The organism is Hymenobacter koreensis (assembly GCF_039541855.1).
GTDB classification, from domain to species: Bacteria; Bacteroidota; Bacteroidia; order Cytophagales; family Hymenobacteraceae; genus Solirubrum; species Solirubrum koreensis.
In genome coordinates, this window is record NZ_BAABHA010000004.1 from 414,203 (window position 1) to 435,192 (window position 20,990).

At 59.8% G+C, this 20,990-nt stretch carries 17 protein-coding genes; 6 read left to right on the plus strand and 11 right to left on the minus strand.

Going from position 1 to position 20,990, the window contains the following annotated elements:
* Positions 1–92 precede the first annotated feature (92 nt).
* Positions 93–2,903: a S8/S53 family peptidase gene (locus ABD903_RS10600; RefSeq protein WP_345224007.1), complete on the plus strand. Its 2,811-nt coding sequence runs from the start codon at positions 93–95 to the stop codon at positions 2,901–2,903.
* A 52-nt stretch (positions 2,904–2,955) separates the two neighbouring features.
* On the opposite strand, the gene ABD903_RS10605 is transcribed toward ABD903_RS10600, so the two are convergent.
* On the minus strand, positions 2,956–4,254 hold the full coding sequence (locus ABD903_RS10605) for a Y-family DNA polymerase (RefSeq protein ID WP_345224009.1): 1,299 nt from the start codon (positions 4,252–4,254) through the stop codon (positions 2,956–2,958).
* A gap of 11 nt (positions 4,255–4,265) precedes the next feature.
* Entirely contained in the window at positions 4,266–4,745 is a 480-nt protein-coding gene (locus tag ABD903_RS10610; RefSeq protein WP_345224011.1) for a LexA family protein, read from the minus strand.
* A gap of 259 nt (positions 4,746–5,004) precedes the next feature.
* Here ABD903_RS10610 and ABD903_RS10615 point away from each other — a divergent pair, with 259 nt between their 5' ends.
* Positions 5,005–5,232 (plus strand): hypothetical protein, encoded by a 228-nt coding sequence (locus ABD903_RS10615; RefSeq protein ID WP_345224013.1) that lies wholly within the window; start codon positions 5,005–5,007, stop codon positions 5,230–5,232.
* 78 nt (positions 5,233–5,310) lie between these two features.
* Here ABD903_RS10615 and ABD903_RS10620 read toward each other — a convergent pair whose 3' ends face one another.
* From ABD903_RS10620 to ABD903_RS10630, 3 genes are all read right to left on the minus strand, one after another.
* Positions 5,311–5,850 (minus strand): metal-dependent hydrolase, encoded by a 540-nt coding sequence (locus ABD903_RS10620; protein WP_345224015.1) that lies wholly within the window; start codon positions 5,848–5,850, stop codon positions 5,311–5,313.
* Positions 5,851–5,921: 71 nt separating this feature from the next.
* Positions 5,922–6,608, minus strand: coding sequence for a TIGR02117 family protein (locus tag ABD903_RS10625; RefSeq protein WP_345224017.1), 687 nt, complete (start codon positions 6,606–6,608; stop codon positions 5,922–5,924).
* A 119-nt stretch (positions 6,609–6,727) separates the two neighbouring features.
* Positions 6,728–9,559, minus strand: coding sequence for an MSEP-CTERM sorting domain-containing protein (locus ABD903_RS10630; protein ID WP_345224018.1), 2,832 nt, complete (start codon positions 9,557–9,559; stop codon positions 6,728–6,730).
* A gap of 163 nt (positions 9,560–9,722) precedes the next feature.
* Here ABD903_RS10630 and ABD903_RS10635 point away from each other — a divergent pair, with 163 nt between their 5' ends.
* Positions 9,723–10,136: a hypothetical protein gene (locus ABD903_RS10635; protein ID WP_345224020.1), complete on the plus strand. Its 414-nt coding sequence runs from the start codon at positions 9,723–9,725 to the stop codon at positions 10,134–10,136.
* Between the two features lie 87 nt (positions 10,137–10,223).
* On the opposite strand, the gene ABD903_RS10640 is transcribed toward ABD903_RS10635, so the two are convergent.
* The 4 genes from ABD903_RS10640 to ABD903_RS10655 all read right to left on the minus strand — a co-directional run bounded on the left by ABD903_RS10640 (position 10,224) and on the right by ABD903_RS10655 (position 14,171).
* Positions 10,224–10,463 carry a hypothetical protein gene (locus ABD903_RS10640; RefSeq protein ID WP_345224021.1) on the minus strand — a complete coding sequence of 80 codons (240 nt, stop codon included), beginning with the start codon at positions 10,461–10,463 and terminating at the stop codon, positions 10,224–10,226.
* A gap of 348 nt (positions 10,464–10,811) precedes the next feature.
* A complete protein-coding gene (locus ABD903_RS10645) occupies positions 10,812–11,792 on the minus strand; it encodes an ABC transporter ATP-binding protein (RefSeq protein ID WP_345224022.1) in 981 nt (326 codons plus the stop codon).
* 37 nt (positions 11,793–11,829) lie between these two features.
* Complete coding sequence (locus ABD903_RS10650; RefSeq protein ID WP_345224024.1) at positions 11,830–12,795, minus strand: toxin-antitoxin system YwqK family antitoxin; 966 nt, start codon at positions 12,793–12,795, stop codon at positions 11,830–11,832.
* A 68-nt stretch (positions 12,796–12,863) separates the two neighbouring features.
* Positions 12,864–14,171 (minus strand): amidohydrolase, encoded by a 1,308-nt coding sequence (locus ABD903_RS10655; protein ID WP_345224025.1) that lies wholly within the window; start codon positions 14,169–14,171, stop codon positions 12,864–12,866.
* Positions 14,172–14,267: 96 nt separating this feature from the next.
* On the opposite strand from ABD903_RS10655, the gene ABD903_RS10660 reads away from it, so the two are divergent.
* The gene (locus ABD903_RS10660) at positions 14,268–14,642 is read left to right on the plus strand and encodes a hypothetical protein (protein ID WP_345224026.1); all 375 of its coding nucleotides are present in this window, start codon (positions 14,268–14,270) and stop codon (positions 14,640–14,642) included.
* A gap of 436 nt (positions 14,643–15,078) precedes the next feature.
* Here ABD903_RS10660 and ABD903_RS10665 read toward each other — a convergent pair whose 3' ends face one another.
* On the minus strand, positions 15,079–17,373 hold the full coding sequence (locus ABD903_RS10665; RefSeq protein WP_345224027.1) for an aconitate hydratase: 2,295 nt from the start codon (positions 17,371–17,373) through the stop codon (positions 15,079–15,081).
* 214 nt (positions 17,374–17,587) lie between these two features.
* Here ABD903_RS10665 and ABD903_RS10670 point away from each other — a divergent pair, with 214 nt between their 5' ends.
* A complete protein-coding gene (locus ABD903_RS10670; protein WP_345224029.1) occupies positions 17,588–18,874 on the plus strand; it encodes a peroxiredoxin family protein in 1,287 nt (428 codons plus the stop codon).
* A gap of 240 nt (positions 18,875–19,114) precedes the next feature.
* Here the strand turns inward: ABD903_RS10670 and ABD903_RS10675 are convergent, their stop codons facing one another.
* Positions 19,115–19,723 carry a GNAT family N-acetyltransferase gene (locus ABD903_RS10675; RefSeq protein WP_345224031.1) on the minus strand — a complete coding sequence of 203 codons (609 nt, stop codon included), beginning with the start codon at positions 19,721–19,723 and terminating at the stop codon, positions 19,115–19,117.
* 113 nt (positions 19,724–19,836) lie between these two features.
* Between ABD903_RS10675 and ABD903_RS10680 the strand changes: the two genes are divergently transcribed.
* On the plus strand, positions 19,837–20,961 hold the full coding sequence (locus ABD903_RS10680; RefSeq protein ID WP_345224033.1) for an MBL fold metallo-hydrolase: 1,125 nt from the start codon (positions 19,837–19,839) through the stop codon (positions 20,959–20,961).
* Positions 20,962–20,990: the final 29 nt, after the last annotated feature.

The following is a 20,990-nucleotide window of genomic DNA, read 5'->3' on the forward strand; positions in this document are numbered from 1 at the left end:
AGGGGTTGGTCGAAAAGTCGGGGCTCAGCTGCGGCAGAGCGGCTAAATTTACGTAGTTAGAACACCTCGGCCTCGCTCCACCGTTCGCCTCCATGAAACACGCTCTATTCCTGTTACTTGCCGCCTTCAGCTGGCTTTCCATTTCTGATTCCGTTCAGGCGCAAAGCACCGGGCTTGGCGCGGCAACTCCCTCGCCTACCCTGCCCGGTGCCGTGGTGTTCAAACTCAGCCCCGGCCAGCCCTTAAGCAAGGTGGAAACGGCCTTGCAGCAGCTCAGCGCCTCCGGTCTGCGGCAGAAGTTTCCGCGCGCCGTACCACCTTCGCCCGAAAAGCCCGGCAGCGTGGAGCTGCGCACGATTTACCAGTTCAGCTACCCACCGGAAACGCCGCTGAGTAAAGTACGGCAGGCACTGCTGAGCACCGGTGCCGTGGAATACGTGGAGCCGCTCTACCAGCGCCAGCCGCTGTACCAGCCCAACGACCCGTTTGCCGATTCTACCCGCGCTGGCGGGCAGTACTACTTGAAGAACATTCGCGCTTACGGCGGCTGGGACATCAGCAAAGGCGACTCCTCGGTGGTCATTGGCATTACCGATACCGGCACCATGTTCACTCACCAGGATTTGCGGGGCCAGGAAAAGCGCAACTACGCCGACCCCATCAACGGCCTCGACGACGACCAGGACGGCTTCGTGGACAACTTCCGCGGCTGGGACACCGGCGACAACGACAACGACCCCACCACCGCCCGCGGCGGCGCCAACGGCCACGGCGTGCTGGTGGCCGGCTGCTCGTCGGCCCGGCCCGATAACGGCCGCGGCATTGCGGGTGTGGGCTTCAAGTGCCGCTACCTGCCCATTAAAATCTACGGCACACGGCCCGGCGGCGCGTTCGGCGGCTTCGAGGGTATTGTGTATGCCGCCGACCACGGCTGCAAGGTGATTAACGCTTCCTGGGGCGGCCCCGGCGGCAAGTCGAAGTTCGAGCAGGACGCCATCAGCTACGCCGCCATCAACCGCGACGCAGTGGTGGTGGTGGCCGCTGGCAATACCAACGCCGAGCTGGATTTTTACCCTTCGTCTTACGAGAACGTGGTATCGGTGGCGGCGCTGGAACCCAACGACACCAAGGGCCTCTCCAACACCTACAGCTACCACGTTGACCTCTCGGCCCCCGGCCAGCAGATCCTGACCACCGTTTACACCAACGACTCCACTTACACGCCGGTCGGTGGCTCGTCGTTTGCGGCGCCGCTAGTGGCCGGGGCGGCGGGCCTCGTGCGCAGCCAGTACCCGCAGCTAACGGGTGCCCAGGTAGCCGCGCTGCTGCGCCAAACTACCGACGACATCTACAGCATCGGTACCAATGCCACCTACTTGGGCCGCTTGGGAACCGGCCGCTTGAACGTGAAACGGGCGCTGGCGGCTGCCCTTACGGCCCGGGCCGTGCAAGTGCGCAGCCAGCTGAGCGTGGCCCGACTGATACCCGCCAGCTCGGCTCAGCTCACCCTTACGGTGCAAAACCTGCTGCAACCCGTGCAGGGCCTCACGCTCACGGTTACCTCGCTCAGCCCCGCACTCAGCATTACCAGCGGCAGCACCGCTACGCTGGGCAATTTGGCCACTAACGGCACGGCCACTGCTCCGTTACAACTGAGCGTAGCGGCCTCGGCGGCACCTAACAGCCGGGGCGTACTGCGCTGCCGCTTCACCGGCGCCGGCGGGTTTCAGGACGACCAATACATCGTGCTGGAACTGAACCCCGATTACGTGGTGCTGACGGCCAGCGACCTGCACCTTACTGTAACCAGCCGCGGCAACCTGGCCTACGAAGGCCAGGACGCCGACATTGGTGCCGGCATCACCTACCGTAATTCTACCATTTTACTCAGCGAAGGCGGCCTGATGGTAGCCACCGGCCCTGCCCGCGTAGCCGACCGCCTGCGCGGTACTCCCCGCAGCCGCTCCGACGAAGACTTTTTCCGCCTTCAGCCCCTTCGTTTCCTGCCCGCCGTGGGCACCGATCAACGGGCCCAGGGCACATTCCAGGATTCGCTGCCGAGCCTTACAAATGGCCGCAGCATTGGCGTGCGCGTGCGACAACGCGCCCTTGCATGGGCCACTCCCGCCGACCGTGACTACGCCGTGGTGGAATACACCCTGCGCAACCTCACCGCCGACACCCTGCGCCCCCTGCACGCCGGCCTGTTCATGGACTGGGACGTACCCGCCGAATCAGGCCGGAACGTAGCCGCCTGGGACTCCACCCGTGCTCTGGGCTACGTATTCGATGTATTGCGCCCTACTTTGTACACGGGCGTAAAATTGCTGGGGCCATCGGCCACCACGGCGGCCAGCTACTACGCCTTCGATAACAACGCCGCCGTTACCACGCCCGTAGCCCTGCGCGACGGATTTTCCACCGCTGAGAAATTTCTGACCCTGAGTTCCGGTACGCGGCAGCGCACGGCGGGTGGCACTGCCGGCGCCGATGTGTCGCACGTGGTGGGCGCGGTGCTGCGCAAGCTCGCCCCTAACGATTCGGTTACCGTAGCCTTTGCCGTACTGGCCGCCCCTTCACTCTCGCAGCTGCAAGCCGCCGCCGATGCCGCTCAGGTTCGTTACCTGCAGGTGCTGCCCACGCGGACCATGGCCAGTACTGCCGCGGCTTGGCAGGTATACCCGAACCCGGCCAGTACGATCGTACATGTGGCGCCGCCTAGCACTGGCGTGCGCCTTACCCAAGCTCGTTTGCTCGATACCACGGGCCGACTTGTAAAGCAGTGGTCCGGCAGCTCACCGCTTACCTCCCTCGACGTAAGCGGGCTTGCCCCTGGGCTTTACGTGCTGCAACTGGAAAGCGCCGCGGGCATTAGTGCCCATAAACTGTCCTTGCGCCCGTAATTTATTGCGTGCCCGTACTTGTCAAGCCCGCTTCACGGGCCTCTGGGTAAGGCTAAGCCCGAATGTTCCAGAGGTTATACCAATCGGTGGTGTAGCCCGGTGAACATAGTTGCCGCCGACCGGCCCATTGCTCATTGCTCAGGCCCGCAGCGGCGTAGCGTACGGCGTCTTTGCCGAAGCGCCCATTTAGTGCATCTAACCTGCTCATCAATTGCTGATTGCGCAAAAGCTGCTCGGGGGTTTGCGTAAAAAGACCCAGTTGCGCTTGTCCGGCTGGCTCCAGTCCGCTTAGCACCACGCCCGCCCGGTGGTAAGCGGTGCCGGGCCGCAACAACTGCCGCAAGCGGTGCAAAGCGGCTCGTGTTAGCGTGCCGGTGTCATCGGTGGCGGTGGGCAGTGTGGTTACGGCGGTGTAGGTTTTGGGCCCGGCCGTAGGCGCATGTCTGTCGGTGCCTACCAGCACGGTTAGTACGTGTGCCGCCAGGCCGTGGCGGCGCAGTTTTTCGGCGGCGCGGGCCACAAAAGAGGCCACGGCTTCGCTGAGTACAGTAGGTGCGCTTTGCGGGCGCCCAAACGAGCGGGTATGCGCCACACTGTGCCGCCGGCTCGGCCGGTCCGGCTCGTCTTCCAGCGCTTCGGGGTCGAAATCAAGGCAAGGACGGCCGTGCAATTCCTGCCACAGGCGTACGCCCACCACGCCGCCCAAATGGCGGCGCACCCAGCCTTCAGGCATAGCCGCTAAGTCGGCCGCCGTGGTTAGCCCCAGCTCCTGCAGTTTGTGCCCGTAGCGGCGCCCAATGCCCCACACATCGGCTACGGCGGTGGCTTGCAGGGCAGCTTGCTGCTGCTCGGAAGTGCCCAGGGTCAACACCCGCTCGTGTTGTTTCTTGGCCAAACGGTTGGCCATTTTAGCCAGCGTTTTGGTGGGCGCTACCCCCACACACGTTGGAATGCCCACGTGCTCGAGCACCGTTTTCCGAATGCGGGCTGCGTAAGCTGCCAGGTCGGGTTGGTGGTAACGAAAACCGGCCAGGTTCAGAAACGATTCGTCGATGGAGTATACGTCGACCTCGGGCGTGAACTCGCTTAGTACCCGAATTACCCGGCGGCTCAGGTCCCCGTAGAGCGGATAGTTGGAGGAAAACACCCGCACGTTATGCTCGCGCAGCCGGGGCCGGGCCAGGTGGTACGGCTCGCCCATTTGAAAACCGAGGGCCTTGGCTTCGTCGGAACGGGAAATCAGGCAGCCGTCGTTGTTGCTGAGCACCACCACGGGCACTCCTTCCAGCCGGGGCTGGAATACCCGCTCGCACGACACGTAAAAGTTGTTGCAGTCGACCAGCGCAATCATGGCTAAGGCCGTTAGGCGCGTTTGCGGCTGCGGGCAGCCAGCGTGGTACGCAGTTTCTTCGGCTGAAAATCGTGAATGACGTGCGTCACCACCCCGAACACCGTCAGGTTATTGCCTTCCACCAGCTCAATGGGGGCATAGCGCGGGTTATCAGCTTCCAGCCAAGTGCTTTTCCCTTTTTTTCGCAGCCGTTTCAGGGTATGCTCGCCGTCGAGTACGGCCACCACTATGCACCCGTCGGCGGGCGGCAGGGCGCGGTCGACGGCAATGATGTCTTCGGACCGAATGCCGGCTCCCACCATGGAGTCGCCGCTAACGCGGGCGAGAAACGTAGAGGCTGGGTGCGCGAACAGCAACTCGTACAGGTTTAGTGAGGCTTCCAAGTGGTCGTCGGCGGGTGAGGGAAACCCAGCCGGAATGGGGCAAGCAAACAAAGGCAGCGTGAAGCCGGCCCAATCGGTGGTAACGGAGAAAGGCGTAAGGCGCGTCATAGAGCAGGCCGGCCCCCACTTTTCCGTTGGCCGACGCCGCTATTTACTAACTATTTTAGCAATTTGTTTTCAAGTCGAATAGAAATAGTTCCGAACGCTATTACTTTTTTCTCTAACAAGACGAATTAATACACCTTTAATCCTATTATAAAACACTATTTCCCTTACTTTGCTGTGTATTTTTATACCTAACATTTTTAGTTATCAAGTTATATCCGTATTTTTGGATATGCGCAGAACAAAGCACACCAAACTTCCCGTGTCCCTCCCTGTCCAGCAGTACGCCCGTTGCATTGACGCCAGCCGCCGCCCCGTCGACCACATTGGCGACTGGCCCGAAAAAGGCTGTGTGTACCCCATCGAGTACAAGCGCAACGCCCGTACCGGTGAGCCGCAAGTGCACGTGCTGGGCTTTTATGCCGAGCGCCCGTACGGGGCGTTTGCCACCCGTCGTTTCGAGCCGGTGGTTGAGCTTTGGCTTAACTAAACCGCACCCGTTCCACTCTCCGGCCGCCCTCGAGCGGCCGTTTTCTTTTCCGGCAGTTGGGTTTAATTCGAGCGGTTGCTAGTTTGAACGGCTGCCTTGCCGGCGGCGCAGTCCGTTGCCTACCAGCAATAGCAGCACAGGCAACCACAGCCACACGAATTCACTGGCGAGTGTGGCAGCACCGCGCCACGAAAAAAAGCCGCCGCCAATGGGCGACACCCGCACCGGCCGCCAGGGGAAAAAATACCGTTCCCCGCTGAAGGGCGCGAACAGCGCCACGCCCAGACCGCCGTTGGTGAACATGTCCAGCACCGGGTGTGTAGCCGTGGCCAGGGCAAACCAAGCCGCCAACCGCCACCAGTTACGCCCTTGCTCCTGCGGCCAGCCAACCCAAGCCACTACCAAGCCGGTAAGCCCCGCAAATACGAAGGAGTGGGTGAAGCCGCGGTGGCCCCACATGCTCTCGTAAGCAATGCCGAGGCGAAAGGCAATGGCGTCGAAATCGGGCAGAATGGAGCACAACGCCGTGAGCCACCAGAAACGGGCCGGGCGGTGGCCACGTTGTAGTACACGGCCGAGGCCGGCGGCTACAAAAGCGTGCGAGAAAATGGTGGGCATAAACAGCGGCGGCAAAGAGGCGCAAGTAAGCCAAGCCGGCGCAGGTGGCAATACCAAAGCACGATCAGTTGCTAACGGTAGTGCCGAAAAATACCGAAGTCGAAGGGCGTCCAGAGAGCGGCACGTTGGCCAGCGGCTTTCAGGGCTGCGTTAGCCCAGGAGTTACAGGTATAGAACAAGTTGTAAGTGCCGTGCGCCTCGTAAAAGGCATCGTGCAGGCCGTAGCTATGCCCGTTGATGTGGCGCGCATGGCCGGCTGCGTCGCAGTCGAAGCTTTTCTTGATGAAGTGAATGAGGCGGGCGTGCTCGGCGCGGCTCAGGTGCAGGCGCACGCACTCCGGGCCTTCCTCGGGCTGGTGGTGAAAGGTGGTGTGCATGGCCGTGGTGCTCAGCCAAAACATGGCTTCCACGGCGGTACGGGCTTTCAACTCGGCCCAGGTGGGCGTGTTCAAGTAAAAGCCTTTGTCGCCCCACCCAAAGCCCACGTAGCGCATGGAACTGTCGGCGGCCTTGGTGTGGGCGTAGGAAATCAGCTGCAGCCAGTCCATTTGGTCGGTTTGCACGGGCAGCACAATGTCGGTATGCACGCCGTTCGACAGGATATACCCCTCAATGGCATCCGGCTCGGGCCCGCGCCGCCGGCCTACCGGAATACGGCCGAGCACCGCAGCGCTGGTAAAATACAGGGCCAGAGCGCCCAACAGGCCGCCACCCGCGTAGGCAGCGCCTTTCGCAACAGATTTGAGAGTTTTTGTCATGGAATTGCTTGCGGGCTCATCGGGCAAGCTTGGCTTCATACGGGAGTAAACGGGAATTAGCTGTTGGGCTTGATGTTGGTGGCCCCTACAACCCGACGGCTCCAAGGCGGCCGGATTTCCTATTTCCGTTTCCTGGCCGAGCGCTGCCGTAGACGCTGCAGCCCTAATAAGCCACCAGCAGCCAGTAGAAGCGTGGCGCCGCCGTCGATGGGCACGGTTGTGGGCGCGGATGTTTCGCCAGCATCCAGCGCCGCATCAGCGTCTAGCACTTCTTTTTGCTTGCGCCGAAGCGCCGCCTTCTGGGCGTCGTTTTCGAGCGAGAGGTAGGCCGTTAGCGGCGTCATGATACCCGAGCGGAAGCTGGTTTGAATAGCTGGTATCCGCGTGGCTTGGGCGGCAGCCGGATACATTGTCTGCTGCTGCCAGTAGCCTTGCAATAACAGTCCGGTTTGCCAACTCTGCTGGGCGTTGATGGTAGCCGGAAGTGTTACGGCCGATTTGGCCAGCACAACGTTGGGCTGCTCGTCATCGGGCAGAAAGGCAATGGGGCGGCTGGTGGTAGGCCAGGCCCGCACCTGCGGGGCGGCATCTGGCGCGGGGGCATCGGGCCAGGGTTCTTGCGCATGCTTCAGCAGTGACCGGGGCTGTAACAGGCCGTCGGCAGCCAGCACAAAATACGCGGAGCTTTCCGGATAGGCAGCACGGAAATCAGCAAAATCAGCGTCTAAAACGGCTAGCGCAGGTTGGTCGGTTACGAGCACCAGCACTGGGTAGGTCAGCGTTGGTTGCCGTTGCTCGGCGGTTAGTATTTGCCGTATGGCCCCGCCGGCATAAAATCCGCCGGAAAGCGACTGCGCGGTGAGTTCCTGCTGCCAGTCGGCATTAGCGGGAAGCGTGCGGGTGTATGCGTTTACAAGACTAAAGCGGGCCGCGGCGGGCAAGGGCTGTTTTGACAGCACAGACTGTACACGCCGTGCGTAACCGGCCTTGCGGTCCTGCTGGCCGGTGGATACATCGAGCAGAAAATGATAGTACGGCTGGCGCTGTACCAGCGGCAGGGCTTGTTTGGCGTGGCGGCTTATGTACACTACTTCCCGGCCCGTCGTAGCTACTTCGGCCACCACCGGATGCGCGTCGGCACTGCCGAGCTGTACCGATTGGCCGTCGATGACGAGGGCTACGGGCTCTTTGTGCACCAGGCAAATGCCCGTGCGCCGTACTTCCAGCGGCGCAAAAGGAAACACCCGCAAGGCCACCTCATTGCCCGAGAGGTAATGGAGCAAACCGGGGTCTTGGCGGCCCTCGTTCAGAATCTGGGCAAACACCCACGTAGCAGCTTTTTGCTCCGCCAGAATGCCGTGTTCGCGCCGCTTGCCAATGTCGAGGTAGTAATCCTTCACCCAGCATCCTGGGGGCAGCGCCAGCATGGTGGCGTACTCAGCGGTAGAGCCCGTGCCGTTCTTCATTTCAAGCTCCACCCAACTCACCCAGGCGGCCTGCCGAGCGTTGTAGGTACTGCGGCTGGCGAGCTGACTGAGGGAGGCGCGGGGCAATACTTCGGCTGTCTGCTGCCACCGGTTGGCAGGCGGCATTTTGGTGCCAGCAAACACGCGGTGCAGGCGGTCGAGCTTGTCGTTGGAGAGCGTGAGGTTATCGAGGACAATCCAGTTGAAGTAGGACGTCAGATAAGGTAATCGGCTCCCAAACATCGAGCCGTTGTCGGTTTTGTTTTCCTGCACGGCAGCCAGCGTGTTTAAGAGGGCTTTTTCGTCCAGGTTGTATTGCCGGCTGTAATCGGGAGCGTAGAGGTAGGCCAGCGCTGCGTGTAGGGTGCGGCGGTCGTGCAGGTAAGTACCTGTAATGGCCAAGGGCAGCACCAGGGCCCCAGCCGCCACCACCGCCACCAACACCCGTGGCTCAAACTGCCCGCGTAAGCGTTCGAAGTCATTGCTCAGCTCCCACAGGTGCACCAGCAGCAGCAAGAGCGGCGCAAGCAGCAAAAAGCCGAGGCCTATAAGCAACAACGCCAGCACCGAAAGCGGCAGAAACGGCAGAAACACCACGAAGAAGTACAGCGTGAACGGCAGCGTGGCGCCGTGGGCCGCCAGTAAAACCAGCTGTGCCCACTTGTTGCGGGGAGCCGGCAGGCATAGCAGCAAGGCGTTTGCCAGTGCCAACCCGTAAAACCACGGGCTGCCGAAATCCCCGAAAATCCCTTGCCCCCCTCCCATCGAGCCAAACAACAGCCCATTGTTAACTGCCAAGCCCACCAGCGGAAGTACGGCCGCAATCAACACTTTGAATACCAGTTGGTACTCTTCCCACAAACCCGCTTTTTGGCTTAGCAGAATGTATGCTCCACGCGACAAAGCCATTAGAAATGCCAGTGTACCCGCTACAATTACCAGGCTGCTGATTCCTTGCCAGAAGGCGCCACCAGGCAAATGCCCCCACGGTATCATAAACAGCAACACAAAACCCAGCAGTACGGCCGCAGCCACCCCAAAACTGGGCAAAGCACTTATGGGCCGGTCGTCGGGTACGGAATGCACGAGCAGCACCAAGGCCGCGTGCGCTACCGTGGGCATCAGAAACGTAACGGCGTAGAACGACAACTCGCTGGGTACCATCCAACGCGGGACGGGCGGCGGCGTTAGCTCATTCATGAAATAAGCTGCGTACACCATCAGAAACCCAATGTTGACGAGCAGTGCCAGCAAGCCGTACGCCACCGGTAGCGGGCGCCGCCGCCACAGTTGCCACCCTCCGTAGGCGGCGTGCAGTACACCAAGCCCCAGCAACGTCCCACCCAATTGCGCCCACATGGCCCCGTTGCGAGGCGGCAGCAATGAACGAATTACCGAATACTCACCACCAAGCAGCAGCAGTAGCACCACAAGTGGCAAGGTATTAAGTACAAATAACCACTTCGGATTAAGCAAGTTGCGCATGAGAAAACAGAATAGGCGCGATTAACGCTGTAAAGAGCACGGCACAAACATATTTAAAAGAACTTTGCAATTCAAAGCAAACATACAACACCGTGCTCTTATTTTTCTTTGCTGACGCCTAATCTGACACTGTACCTTTAGCGCACCTGCTGCTGCCATAACCATGCAACCTACTGCTACCGAGCCCACCTACGCCATTCCGGCCTCCTTCCGCCGCATGGAAAACCTGCACATCGTGTTCTGGCTGCTCAAGGACGTGAGCTGGTGCATGCTGTGGAAGCCATTGGGACTGAGCATGGTTGTTCCCACGCTGGCCATTGCCGTCATCATTTTTTGGCGCACCCGCCACCTGAAATCCGAGTTGGCCCACAACCTGGCCATACTGCTGTGGATTACGGCCAACTCGTACTGGATGATCAGCGAGTTTTTTCACTTCGATAACGTGCTGGTGTGGCGGGGCGTTACCGGCAAACACTTATCCTTGCTGCCGTTCACGGCGGGCCTGCTGGTGCTGGCCTACTACTACCTGGTGCAAAAGCCCCGGGAAGCGCAGCAGGAACAGGTAGCTACGCTGTAACGGACTTAGCCAAGTTCATAACCAAACAAAAAGAACCGTTTCTCCTTTCGGGAAACGGCCCTTTCAGCATTGTATCCTTTGCCGAGCTTAGGCTTCCTGATCTGTTTTCGGTTGCTCAGCGCCTTCCATACCGTTGGTTTGGTCACTGTCGCCGTAGCCGCCGCGCTGGCCGGCACCGTCGCCCATATGCCCTTGGGTGCTGGTTGGTTGAGTTGGCTCGGGGGTGGCAGCGGTATCGTTGGAAGCAGGCTGCTGGCCGGTACGGCTTTGGGCTTCGTCGGCTTCGTTGGGGGTGCTGTTGGTGGGCTGGTGCTGGTCGGGAGTCATGGCGTGGTGCGTTGAATGAGGTGCGGTACCAGCCGTGGAGCCGGTGCGCTTTAGGCTGTACGCCTATTGCCAGACCGGGTTCCTGAAAAACTCGTTCGGTGTGGCTCCTCAAACTAAAAATACCTACTTGTAGGTATTGCGCAGTGGCCGAACACGGTCGGTACTTTGCAGCGAGCTAACGCACAATAAGTGCTTGGCTATTCGGTCCTTGCATCGGCAGATACTTGGACTCCTCTATCCTGCAACTTCGTGCCTGCCGGTCAGCTGAACACGATTTTAACCGCCACGTAAACAAGAACCTCTGACCATGTACAACGGCCGCTTCCGCAAGGGAGTGGCCGTTGTGCTTTACCAGCACCACACATCCTCGGCACTAAGGGACAAAAACACCGTGTTGCCCGCTCCCACGCTCCTTTCGGTCGTTTTTACCACGATGATGGCCCGGGCTATTGCCACGGTCAGTTCGGTGTAGCTGCCGTAGAAGGTTGTAGCCCGTACGGTGCCCTTTATGCCCTTGCCGGCGTCCGTCAGCCGGAAGTTCTCCGGCCGCACCAGCAGCTTCCCCTTCTGGAGCGGCACTCCGGCCTTTTCGGCAAACAGCTTGGCAATGGCGCCTTTCAGCACGTTGTAATTGCCGAACAGTCCGGCCACGTACTCGCTCACCGGTTGCCGATAAATGTGGGTGGGCGCGCCCCGCTGCACGATTTCGCCGGCTTGCAGCACCAGAATTTCATCGGCCCAGGAAAGGGTATCCGGCGGGTCGTGTGACACGAGGATACAGGTAATGGCCAGTTGCTCGCTGATGGCCGCAATAACCGATTTCAGCGTCTTTTTGTGGGCTGAATCCAGATTGGAAAACGGCTCGTCGAGCAGCAGCAGCTTCGGCGACGACAGCAGCAGCCGGGCCAGGGCAATGCGCTGCCGCTCTCCGCCCGAAAGCTGGTTGGTTTTGCGCGTGAGCAGGTGGTCGATTTGGCAAAGGGCAAACAGGTCGTCGGCTTCGCCGTCGGCGAGCGTGTTGGCGTACTGCAGCGCCTGCTCTACCCGCAGAAACTTCGGCAGTTCGAACTGCTGCGAGAGGTACGCAATGCCCGCGTGGCCCGGCACCAGCTTCTCCTGCGGGCCTTCCACGCGCTGGCCCTCAAAGCGCACTTCACCAGAGCCAGGCTGCACCAGGCCGGCAATGATTTGCAGCAGCGTGCTTTTGCCCGCGCCGGTTTCGCCCGCAATGGCCAGTTTCTGGAACGGCTGCTGAGTGAAGCTGATGTTCTTCAGGCCGAAGTTGCCGGCTTCCTGAAAGGAGATGTTGGTAACCTGGAGTAAACTCATTTGCGGCAGCAAGGTACCTCTGTACACACAACGGTTGTCACTCCCCGAGAGGCTCCACCGTTGTCCTGACGCCCTCACTAAAACCTTGCGCGGTCCTCATGACCTCCCGTTGGGTGGTAATCCTAACTCTGTACTCGCCCGCTTGATTTTCCCCGTTAACAGCAGCGGGGAGCCACTGAGCCGGCACATTGCTCATGGCGCTCAACAGCACTTTTTCATAGCGGTTGGGCGAGGGGTTATCGGCTAGTAGTGGACCGGTTAGCTGCCCGTCGGCCGCCACTGCAAAGACAAACACCGACACATTTTTCTTGCTGATAAAAGCCGACCAAGCCTCGGGGCCCAGGCGGTGGTATATCTCAGCTTTTAATTGCTCCCTCCCTCCCGCATACAGAACGGGGTGGGTTGCGGCAGCGGCGCTGCTAATGGCCAGGGTGTCGTTCTTACGCCAGTAAAGCAGTTGGTTGGTGAAGTGATTTACCTTCTGCACCTCCTGCCCCTGCCTATCATAATAGGTCCAGATGCCAATTCGCTTGCCCAGTGCGCACTGTCCCTGGGCTTGGGGCACGGCCGTGTCATCGGTGATATTAACAGAGTAGCCCGTTTTCTGCACGGTGTCTTTCCCTATGGTAACCGCAGGTTTTGCCGTCCGGGGTGCAATAAGCTGGTAGTAGGTCCACCAGCCATCGGCCTGCCCGGCGCGGTACGTTCCTTTACTCACCAGTTTATTCCAGGGCGGCTGCTCAGAAAACACCTGCCACTCGCCTTCCTTCAGCCCGTTCTCGTAGTTGCCCGATTCCAGGACCCGCACCCCGCCAAGTCCGCTCCCGAAGTACCGCACGTACGCACCCTGCCGAACATCCTTACTACCCACCAGCACATTGTATTCCTCCACCATACCGGCTTTGCCCATCTTTTGCATGGGCGCCGTTTTCACCTGAGCCGTAGCAGGTGCCGCTGAAAACCAAGCAGTAGCAAACGCCAATAGCGTTATAATAAACTTCATGGGGTAGAACTGGATAAGCAAAGTGAAGCAATTTAAACAACTGCTCCGGCCCTAAAAACGGATGCTTTCTACTTCTTCATCGTCAGGTAATCGGCGGCCAGCGTGGCCAGCGTTTTCACGCCCAAAGTGAAGCCACTTTCATCCAGCCGAAACCCGGCGGTGTGGTGGTCGGCGGCGGTGGCGGGGTCCTGGCCCTTGGTCATGCCACCCAGGAATACGAACATGCCGGGCACCTTTTCCTGATACAGCGAGAAATCCTCGGCCCAGGTATTCACCTTGACTTGCTGCACGTTGGCCGCGCCGCCGGCCACGGCTTGGAGCGTGGGCACCATGCGCGCCGTGAGGGGGAGGTCGTTGAAGGTCACGGGCACGTAGGGTTCAATGCTGACTTCGGCTTTGGCCCCGGCGCTTTCGGCAATGCCGGTGGCCGTACGCCGGATGGCAGCCCAGATTTGCTCCTGCGCCTGCGGACTAAAGGCACGGATGGTGCCGCTCATTTCCACATCGGCGGGAATCACGTTGTAGCGCACACCCGCCTTCAAGGTGCCCACCGTCACCACGGCGGCGTCATCGGTGAGGTTCACCTGTCGGCTCACAATGGTTTGCAGGCCCATAATAATTTGGGCGGCCGTTACCACGGGGTCCACGCTGCTCCAGGGGCGGGCGCCGTGGGCGCCCTTGCCCAGTACCTTGATGGTGAAACGGTCGGAGCTGGCCATTTCGCCGCCGGGACGGTAGCTCAGGCGGCCTACTTCGGTTTGGGCGTTGATGTGCAGGCCGAAAACGGCATCTACCTTGGGGTTAGCAAGTACGCCCTCCTTTATCATCAGCTTGGCCCCGCCCTCCACGCCGGGCAACGATCCTTCTTCGGCGGGCTGAAAGATGAACTTCACTGTGCCGGGCAAGTCCTTTTTTACCTTGGTCAGTACCTCGGCCGCGCCCATGAGCATGGCCGTGTGGGCATCGTGGCCGCAGGCATGCATCACGCCCACGGGCTGCCCCAGGTAGGTGGTTTTCACGGTGGACGCGAAGGGCAAGCCGCTGGTTTCGGTTACGGGCAGGGCGTCCATGTCGGCGCGCAGGGCCACCACCGGGCCGGGTTTGCCGCCGCGCAAAATGCCCACTACGCCGGTGCGGCCCACGCCGGTTTGTACTTCCAGGCCCAGGCTTTTCAGGTGCGCCGCCACAATACCTGCCGTGCGCGTTTCCTCGTTGCCCAGCTCAGGGTGTTGGTGGAAGTCGCGCCGCCAAGCTATGACTTTGGCTTCCTCGGCTTGCGCCAGTTGCGCAATACGCGCATTTAGGGCGGCACTCTGCGCTAACGTGCTTGGCGTAGCCGTCAGAAGCAGGGCTGCAGCAATGAGTAATATCTTCATGCGAGAAAGAAGACTGGGGTAAGTAGGGCTGAGCGGATGTGCCATTATAAAATTAGCAAGTGCCTCAGCCCGGTAAGCAGTTGCCAGTTTCTAGAAATGCTGCTGCGTGAAGTTGATGTACTGCAAACCAAAGTTACCGGGCTCTTGATGGTAAAACGGGAAGCTTGCAGCAAGCGAATGGTGCAAAAAAGCGGTGTTGAATGGTTGATGAAAGAACATAATTCCTTTTACAAAAGGACCTCTCCTCAAGCAGGCGAACTGCAGCACGAAAGGAGACGGAACGATCTAATTCTTATACCTAGTCAAGAAAATTCCAAGCAACAGCACGAGGAAAGCCATTGGTATGGCCAAGCTGACCATATACCCCCTGATGCGGCTCTGGGCAGGTGTTTCGTGCTGCCAACTCTCTTTCAACGCGAAGTACTTTCGGTTGTATCGAAAGTGGTTAGCAACAAGCAATACTGCCGTTAGTAGAGCAGCTGTTGTAGCTATTTTCTTCGAATACATAATTAGTACCTGACGGTCCACCACGGTTCTAATCACTGGTAAAACAACGGTTGATACCAGCAGTGCTTGCAGTGCACTTAAAAGCGTCTTCGCCCTTACGGCAGCACTGCCATCTTTTCTAAAGAAGGTTTTGGCAACTCGGTAATAGAAGTAATCAAACCACTTCATCATCCGTTTCTCACCTTTTGGATATTCTCTAATCTCAACTTCAACAGCTGTCTTTGCTTGTATACTCGAGAGTCAACTCCAATGACATCGCAGAAGGATAAAAGCTGTACCGATAAACATGTATCTGTTCAGTGGTCGATATGCCTTCTGTGGTTCAAGAGAATGTTACATATAAAACCGGCCGCTTCCTTCACGGAAAGCGGCCGGTTTTATATGTAGCCGAAGCCGAAAATTACTTCTCCGACAGCACGCTGCCCGAAGCCTGCTGCTGACGAATCAGGTTCAGGGCCGAGCCGGCTTTGAACCACTCGATCTGGCCTTCGTTGTATGTGTGGTTCAACGTAATCAGGTCGGTGTCGCCGTCGGCGTGGTGCAGGCGGGCCTGCAGCGGCTTGCCGGGGGTGAAGTCCGTCAGGCCGAGGATGTCGATGGTGTCGCCTTCCTCAATCAGGTCGTAATCGGCCTTGTTGGCGAAGGTGAGACCCAGCATGCCTTGCTTCTTCAGGTTGGTTTCGTGAATACGGGCAAACGACTTCACGATGATGGCGCGTACGCCCAGGTGGCGCGGCTCCATGGCAGCGTGCTCCCGCGAAGAACCTTCGCCGTAGTTTTCGTCGCCGATAACCACCGTGCCGATGCCCATCGACTTGTAGTTACGAGCAACCTGCGGCACCGAGTTGTACGACTCGCCCTGCACCACGAAGTCACGCACGCGGTTAGCTTCGCCGTTGAAGGCGTTGATGGCCCCGATGAGCATGTTGTTCGAGATGTTGTCGAGGTGGCCGCGGTACTTCAACCAGGGGCCGGCCATCGAAATGTGGTCGGTGGTGCACTTGCCCTGGGCCTTAATGAGCAGGCGCAGACCCATCAGGTCGGTACCTTCCCACGGCTTGAAGGGCTCAAGCAGCTCCAGACGGTCGGAGTTCGGGTCCACAATTACCTGCACGGCCGAGCTATCGGCGGCAGGTGCCTGGTAACCGGCGTCTTCCACGGCGTAGCCCTGCGGAGGCATTTCCACACCGCGCGGCTCGTCGAGCATTACCTGCTCGCCGTTTTTGTTCGTGAGCGTGTCCTTCAGCGGGTTAAAAGTCAGGTCGCCGGCAATGGCGAAGGCCGTCACGATTTCGGGCGAGGCCACGAAGGCGTGCGTGTTCGGGTTGCCGTCGTTGCGCTTGGCGAAGTTGCGGTTGAAGCTCGTGATGATGGAGTTCTTGCGCTTGGGGTCGTCGGTGTGACGGGCCCACTGGCCGATGCACGGACCGCAGGCGTTGGCCAATACCACGCCGCCCATTTCGGCAAACGTATCCAGCAAACCGTCGCGCTGCACGGTGTAGCGCACCAGCTCCGAGCCGGGCGTTACCGTGAATTCGGCGTTAACGGTGAGGCCTTTCGTTACAGCCTGCGAGGCAATGGAAGCGGCGCGGGTGATGTCTTCGTACGATGAGTTCGTGCACGAGCCAATCAAACCTACTTCCAGTTTGGCGGGCCAGCCATGCTCGCGCACGGCGGCGGCGAACTGCGAAATCGGCCAGGCGGCGTCCGGCGTGAAGGGGCCGTTTACGTGCGGCTCCAGCTCGGAAAGGTTGATTTCGATGAGCTGGTCGTAGAAGTTGGCCGGGTTGGCGAATACTTCGTCGTCGGCGCGCAGGTGCTGGGCCACGCCCGAAGCCAGTTGGGCAATTTCCTCGCGGCCGGTGCCGCTCAGGTAGGTAGCCATGCTCTGGTCGAAGGCAAACACCGAGGTGGTAGCCCCGATTTCAGCGCCCATGTTGCAGATGGTGGCTTTGCCGGTGCACGACATGCTTTCGGCGCCTTCGCCGAAGTACTCCACGATAGCGCCGGTGCCGCCTTTCACGGTCAGGATACCAGCTACTTTCAGGATAACGTCTTTGGCCGACGTCCAGCCCGACATTTTGCCGGTCAGCTTCACGCCGATAACCTTCGGGAACTTCAGTTCCCAGGCCATGCCCGCCATTACGTCTACGGCATCGGCACCGCCTACGCCAATGGCCAGCATGCCCAAACCGCCCGCGTTGGGGGTGTGCGAGTCGGTGCCGATCATCATACCGCCGGGGAAGGCGTAGTTCTCGAGCACCACTTGGTGAATGATACCGGCGCCGGGCTTCCAGAAGCCGATGCCGTATTTATTGGAAACGGAAGCCAGGAAGTCGTAGACTTCGCGGTTCTCTTCGTTGGCAATGGCCAAATCCTCTTCGGCGCCTTCTTTGGCCTGAATGAGGTGGTCGCAGTGCACGGTGGAGGGCACGGCGGTTTTGTCGCGGCCGGCCTGCATGAACTGCAGCAACGCCATCTGCGCAGTGGCGTCCTGCATGGCCACGCGGTCCGGAGCGAAGTCAACGTAGGACACGCCGCGCTCAAAGCTTTGCTGGGGCGCGCCGTTGTAAAGGTGGGCGTAGAGGATTTTTTCGGTGAGCGTGAGCGGACGGCCTACCGCACGGCGGGCAGCCTCTACTCGTTCACCCAGACCGTTGTACACGGTCCTGATCATGTCCAGGTCGAACGCCATAGGATATCAGCGGGAAAGAAGTGACAAAAACAAGCCCCCAGAGGGGTTTCTGAAGACAGCGCGCAAATATAGTCCGCACCGCACGGCGGACAAACTTTATATTCGCCGCTTGGTTCTACGCGGGTTTCGGCACCATGTTGGGTTGCCGGGTGTACTCGAGGTACGTTACCCATGCTGCGGCATACGCCGCTGCCTTACTCTACTTAGTAAACACATGACTCTTCGTTTCGTTTCGGGCCGCCTGCTTACGGGCGTGGCTTTGCTGACTGCTACGCTAACCGGCTGCAATTCCGGTGGGGATAAAACCACGGCTTCGGGCACCGAGCAGAATGCTACGGGGGCTTCTGCTTTAACCGCCGGCACCTGGCGCGGCGTACTGCTGACCCAGGGCCAGGAAATACCGTTTTTGTTTGACGTGGCTACCGACGGCGGCAAACCTACCGTTACGCTGCGCAACGGTGAGGAACGCTTGAAACTGGACGAAATAACCACGGCCGGTGACTCCACTACCATTCGGTTGGGTGTGTTCGATGCCGCGCTGGTGGTGCGCGCCGATGGCGCCGACAAGCTCAAAGGCACGTGGGTGAAGTACGATGCCCCGGAGCCGTACCGGGTACCGTTCACAGCCACGAAAGGCGCGCAGAAAGTTTTCCCCGTTACGGGCCAGCCGCAGTCTGTCGACGGTACCTGGAACGTAACTTTCAAGGACGATGAAGGCGAAACCTACCCGGCCGTGGGCGTTTTCAAGCAAACCGGTTCCGATGTGGCGGGCACATTCCTGACTACCACCGGCGACTACCGCTACCTCGATGGCCAGGTTGAGGGCAACACGGTTAAAATGACCACCTTCGACGGCAGTCATGGTTTTCTGTTCACCGCCACTAAGCAGCCCGATGGCACGCTGAAAGGCGACTTTTACAGCGGCAAACGCGGCCACGAAACCTGGACCGCCAAGCCCGACCCGAACGCCAAACTCGCCAACGCTGATGCCATTGTGGGCATGAAACCCGGTCAGAAACGCCTCGATTTCAAGTTCCCGAACGTGTACGAGGGCGGCGCCATCTCCCCCACCGACCCCAAGTACCAAGGCAAAGTGGTGGTGCTGCAAATTTTGGGCTCGTGGTGCCCGAACTGTATGGACGAAACCAACTTCCTGGCGCCGTGGTACGAGCAAAACAAGCAGCGCGGCGTGGAAATCATTGGCCTGGGCTACGAGCGCAGCCCCGACTACAAAGTAGCCGCGCAGAAGCTGCTGAAAATGAAGGAACGCATGAACGTGGGCTACGACCTGGCCGTGGCCGGCATTTCCAACAAAGATTCGGTAGCCGCTTCCCTGCCGCAACTCGCCGCCTTCAAGGCCTTCCCCACCACCATTTTCCTCGACAAGAAGGGCAACGTGCGCAAGATTCACACGGGCTTTTCGGGTCCCGGCACGGGCAAATACTACGAGCAGGAAAAGGCCGATTTCAACAAAACCATCGACCAGCTGCTGGCGGAGTAGGAGCCTCACCCCCGGCCCCCTCTCCAAAGGGAGAGGGGGAGCCAGACATCAGCAACCTCAGCAACGACGGCGGGGCCGGCAAGCTTAGCTTGCCGGCCCCGCTGCGGTTCCGCGCCATTCGTGCCGTTGTGTTTCCGTTTTCAACATCAGCCACGATGGTGGTCTGGCAACTCCGGGCTGTGATACTGCTCCGGCCCGTGTTGCCGTGGCTTCTTATTCCTTTTAGAGAGCAGGCTTGCCTTAAATCGAAGCTGCCGCCTGGTGCTTCTCAGTGGAAGATGAAGCTGTGGGCTTGAGCCGCTCCAGCAGCAGAATGGGTTCGTCGTGATAGGTTGTACGTGCATACTCCTGAAACCCAAATTTCGCCGCCAGACGCAGGGAGGCCACGTTGTCAGGGTCGATGATGCAGGTAATACGCTCGGCGTTGGTGAAATGGGCATCGGCCCAGGCCAGTGCGGCTTGTAGGGCCTGGCTGGCGTAGCCGCGGCCGTGTACGCGCGGCGCAAACACCCAGCCGGCCTCAGGCACCCCGCTGATGGAAGGCGTAAGGTCGCGTTGTAAGTCGAAGAAACCCACACCGCCAATGTAACGGCCGGTGCTTTTCTCTTCAACCGCCCAGGTACCGTAACCAAGCAAAGCCCAGTGCCCCAAGTGGCCCAAGAGGCGCCGCCACACGCCTTCCTGGTTCTCGGGTTTGTTGCCCAAGAAGCGGTAAAAGGCCGGGTCGTTGTGCATGGAAGTGGCGTCGGTCAGGTCGCTGAGCAGGGGGGCGCGCAGAATCAAATCGGGCGTTTCAAGCACCGGTACAACCGCGGCCGGCGTAGTGAGGAGACTTATCGGGAGGTTCATGGCGGCAAAGTAGCAAAACGGGTCGAGTGGCGTTGGTTTAAGGTATTTGCCACTGTTCCCCGACTACCATTCCAACGGCGCCCGGCATTCGGTTGCCGCTACTGCCTTGCTTTATGCGCAAACCTCTTCGCACCCTTGCCCGGTTAACGGCCAGCCTAATTGCCCTGCTTCTGCTGGCTGGGGTGGCCTTCGCCAACCTCAGCCCGGAACTGGGCGGCAAACCCACCAAAGCGCAACGCGCGGCTTATGCCAAATCGGGCCATTACCAAGACGGTGAATTCCAGAACCTGGTGCCCACCGAAGTAATGACCGGCAGCAATATCCTGGCGGTAATGTGGAAGTTCTTGTTCGGCAAAGTACCCCACCGAGACCCCAACCAACCGCTGCCCATGCAGCCGCTTGATTCGCTCCGCATTACCCAAAAAACGGCTGATGCGCTGCGCGTAACGTGGTTTGGCCACTCCGCCAGCTTGGTGGAAATAGCCGGCCAAAACATTCTCTTCGACCCCATGCTGAGCGTGAACATGGGGCCGATTTCCTGGGTTACGCCCAAGCGCTACAACCCGCAACTGGCCATTACCGCCGAGCAGTTGCCGCCCATTACCGCCGTGCTCATTTCCCACGACCACTACGACCACCTCGACTATCAAACCATACTGCGGCTGAAGGACAAAACCGCGCATTTCTACGTGCCGCTGGGCGTGGGCGCGCACCTGCTGGCCTGGGGCGTCGCGCCCGAACGCATCAGGGAAATGGATTGGAACGACTCGGTACAACTGCCCGGCCTGACGATTATCAGCACGCCCGCCCGTCATTTTTCGGGCCGTGGCCTTACCAACCGCAACTCCACTTCCTGGAGCTCCTGGGTGGTTAAATCGGCTACGAAACGCGTGTTTTACAGTGGCGACGGAGGCTACGGGCCGCACTTCCGAACCATCGGTCAGCAGCACGGCCCATTCGACCTAGCTCTGATGGAATGCGGCCAGTACGACGCCGACTGGAACCAGATTCACATGATGCCCGAGCAAACCGTGCAGGCCGCCGCAGATGTGCGCGGCCGAGTGTTGTTGCCCGTGCATTGGGGCGCCTTCACCGAAGCCAACCATGCCTGGAACGAGCCCGTGAAGCGGGCCGTGGCCGAAGCTGAACGGCAGCAACTGCCCGTTACCACGCCCCAGCTTGGGCAAACCGTAACCATCGGCGGGGGCGCGTTACCGCAGGCGCATTGGTGGCTGTAAGCGGCCCGCCGGGTTTTAAATTTAGGCTC

Bases quoted from the DNA above. Each gene is read 5' to 3' on its own strand.
- ABD903_RS10625 (WP_345224017.1), bottom strand. From the start codon at position 6,608: ATGACAAAAACTCTCAAATCTGTTGCGAAAGGCGCTGCCTACGCGGGT.
- ABD903_RS10645 (WP_345224022.1), bottom strand. From the start codon at position 11,792: ATGAGTTTACTCCAGGTTACCAACATCTCCTTTCAGGAAGCCGGCAAC.
- ABD903_RS10665 (WP_345224027.1), bottom strand. From the start codon at position 17,373: ATGGCGTTCGACCTGGACATGATCAGGACCGTGTACAACGGTCTGGGT.
- ABD903_RS10620 (WP_345224015.1), bottom strand. From the start codon at position 5,850: ATGCCCACCATTTTCTCGCACGCTTTTGTAGCCGCCGGCCTCGGCCGT.
- ABD903_RS10605 (WP_345224009.1), bottom strand. From the start codon at position 4,254: ATGATTGCGCTGGTCGACTGCAACAACTTTTACGTGTCGTGCGAGCGG.
- ABD903_RS10680 (WP_345224033.1), top strand. From the start codon at position 19,837: ATGCGCAAACCTCTTCGCACCCTTGCCCGGTTAACGGCCAGCCTAATT.
- ABD903_RS10600 (WP_345224007.1), top strand. From the start codon at position 93: ATGAAACACGCTCTATTCCTGTTACTTGCCGCCTTCAGCTGGCTTTCC.
- ABD903_RS10655 (WP_345224025.1), bottom strand. From the start codon at position 14,171: ATGAAGATATTACTCATTGCTGCAGCCCTGCTTCTGACGGCTACGCCA.
- ABD903_RS10660 (WP_345224026.1), top strand. From the start codon at position 14,268: ATGCTGCTGCGTGAAGTTGATGTACTGCAAACCAAAGTTACCGGGCTC.
- ABD903_RS10675 (WP_345224031.1), bottom strand. From the start codon at position 19,723: ATGAACCTCCCGATAAGTCTCCTCACTACGCCGGCCGCGGTTGTACCG.
- ABD903_RS10640 (WP_345224021.1), bottom strand. From the start codon at position 10,463: ATGACTCCCGACCAGCACCAGCCCACCAACAGCACCCCCAACGAAGCC.
- ABD903_RS10610 (WP_345224011.1), bottom strand. From the start codon at position 4,745: ATGACGCGCCTTACGCCTTTCTCCGTTACCACCGATTGGGCCGGCTTC.
- ABD903_RS10635 (WP_345224020.1), top strand. From the start codon at position 9,723: ATGCAACCTACTGCTACCGAGCCCACCTACGCCATTCCGGCCTCCTTC.
- ABD903_RS10630 (WP_345224018.1), bottom strand. From the start codon at position 9,559: ATGCGCAACTTGCTTAATCCGAAGTGGTTATTTGTACTTAATACCTTG.
- ABD903_RS10670 (WP_345224029.1), top strand. From the start codon at position 17,588: ATGACTCTTCGTTTCGTTTCGGGCCGCCTGCTTACGGGCGTGGCTTTG.
- ABD903_RS10650 (WP_345224024.1), bottom strand. From the start codon at position 12,795: ATGAAGTTTATTATAACGCTATTGGCGTTTGCTACTGCTTGGTTTTCA.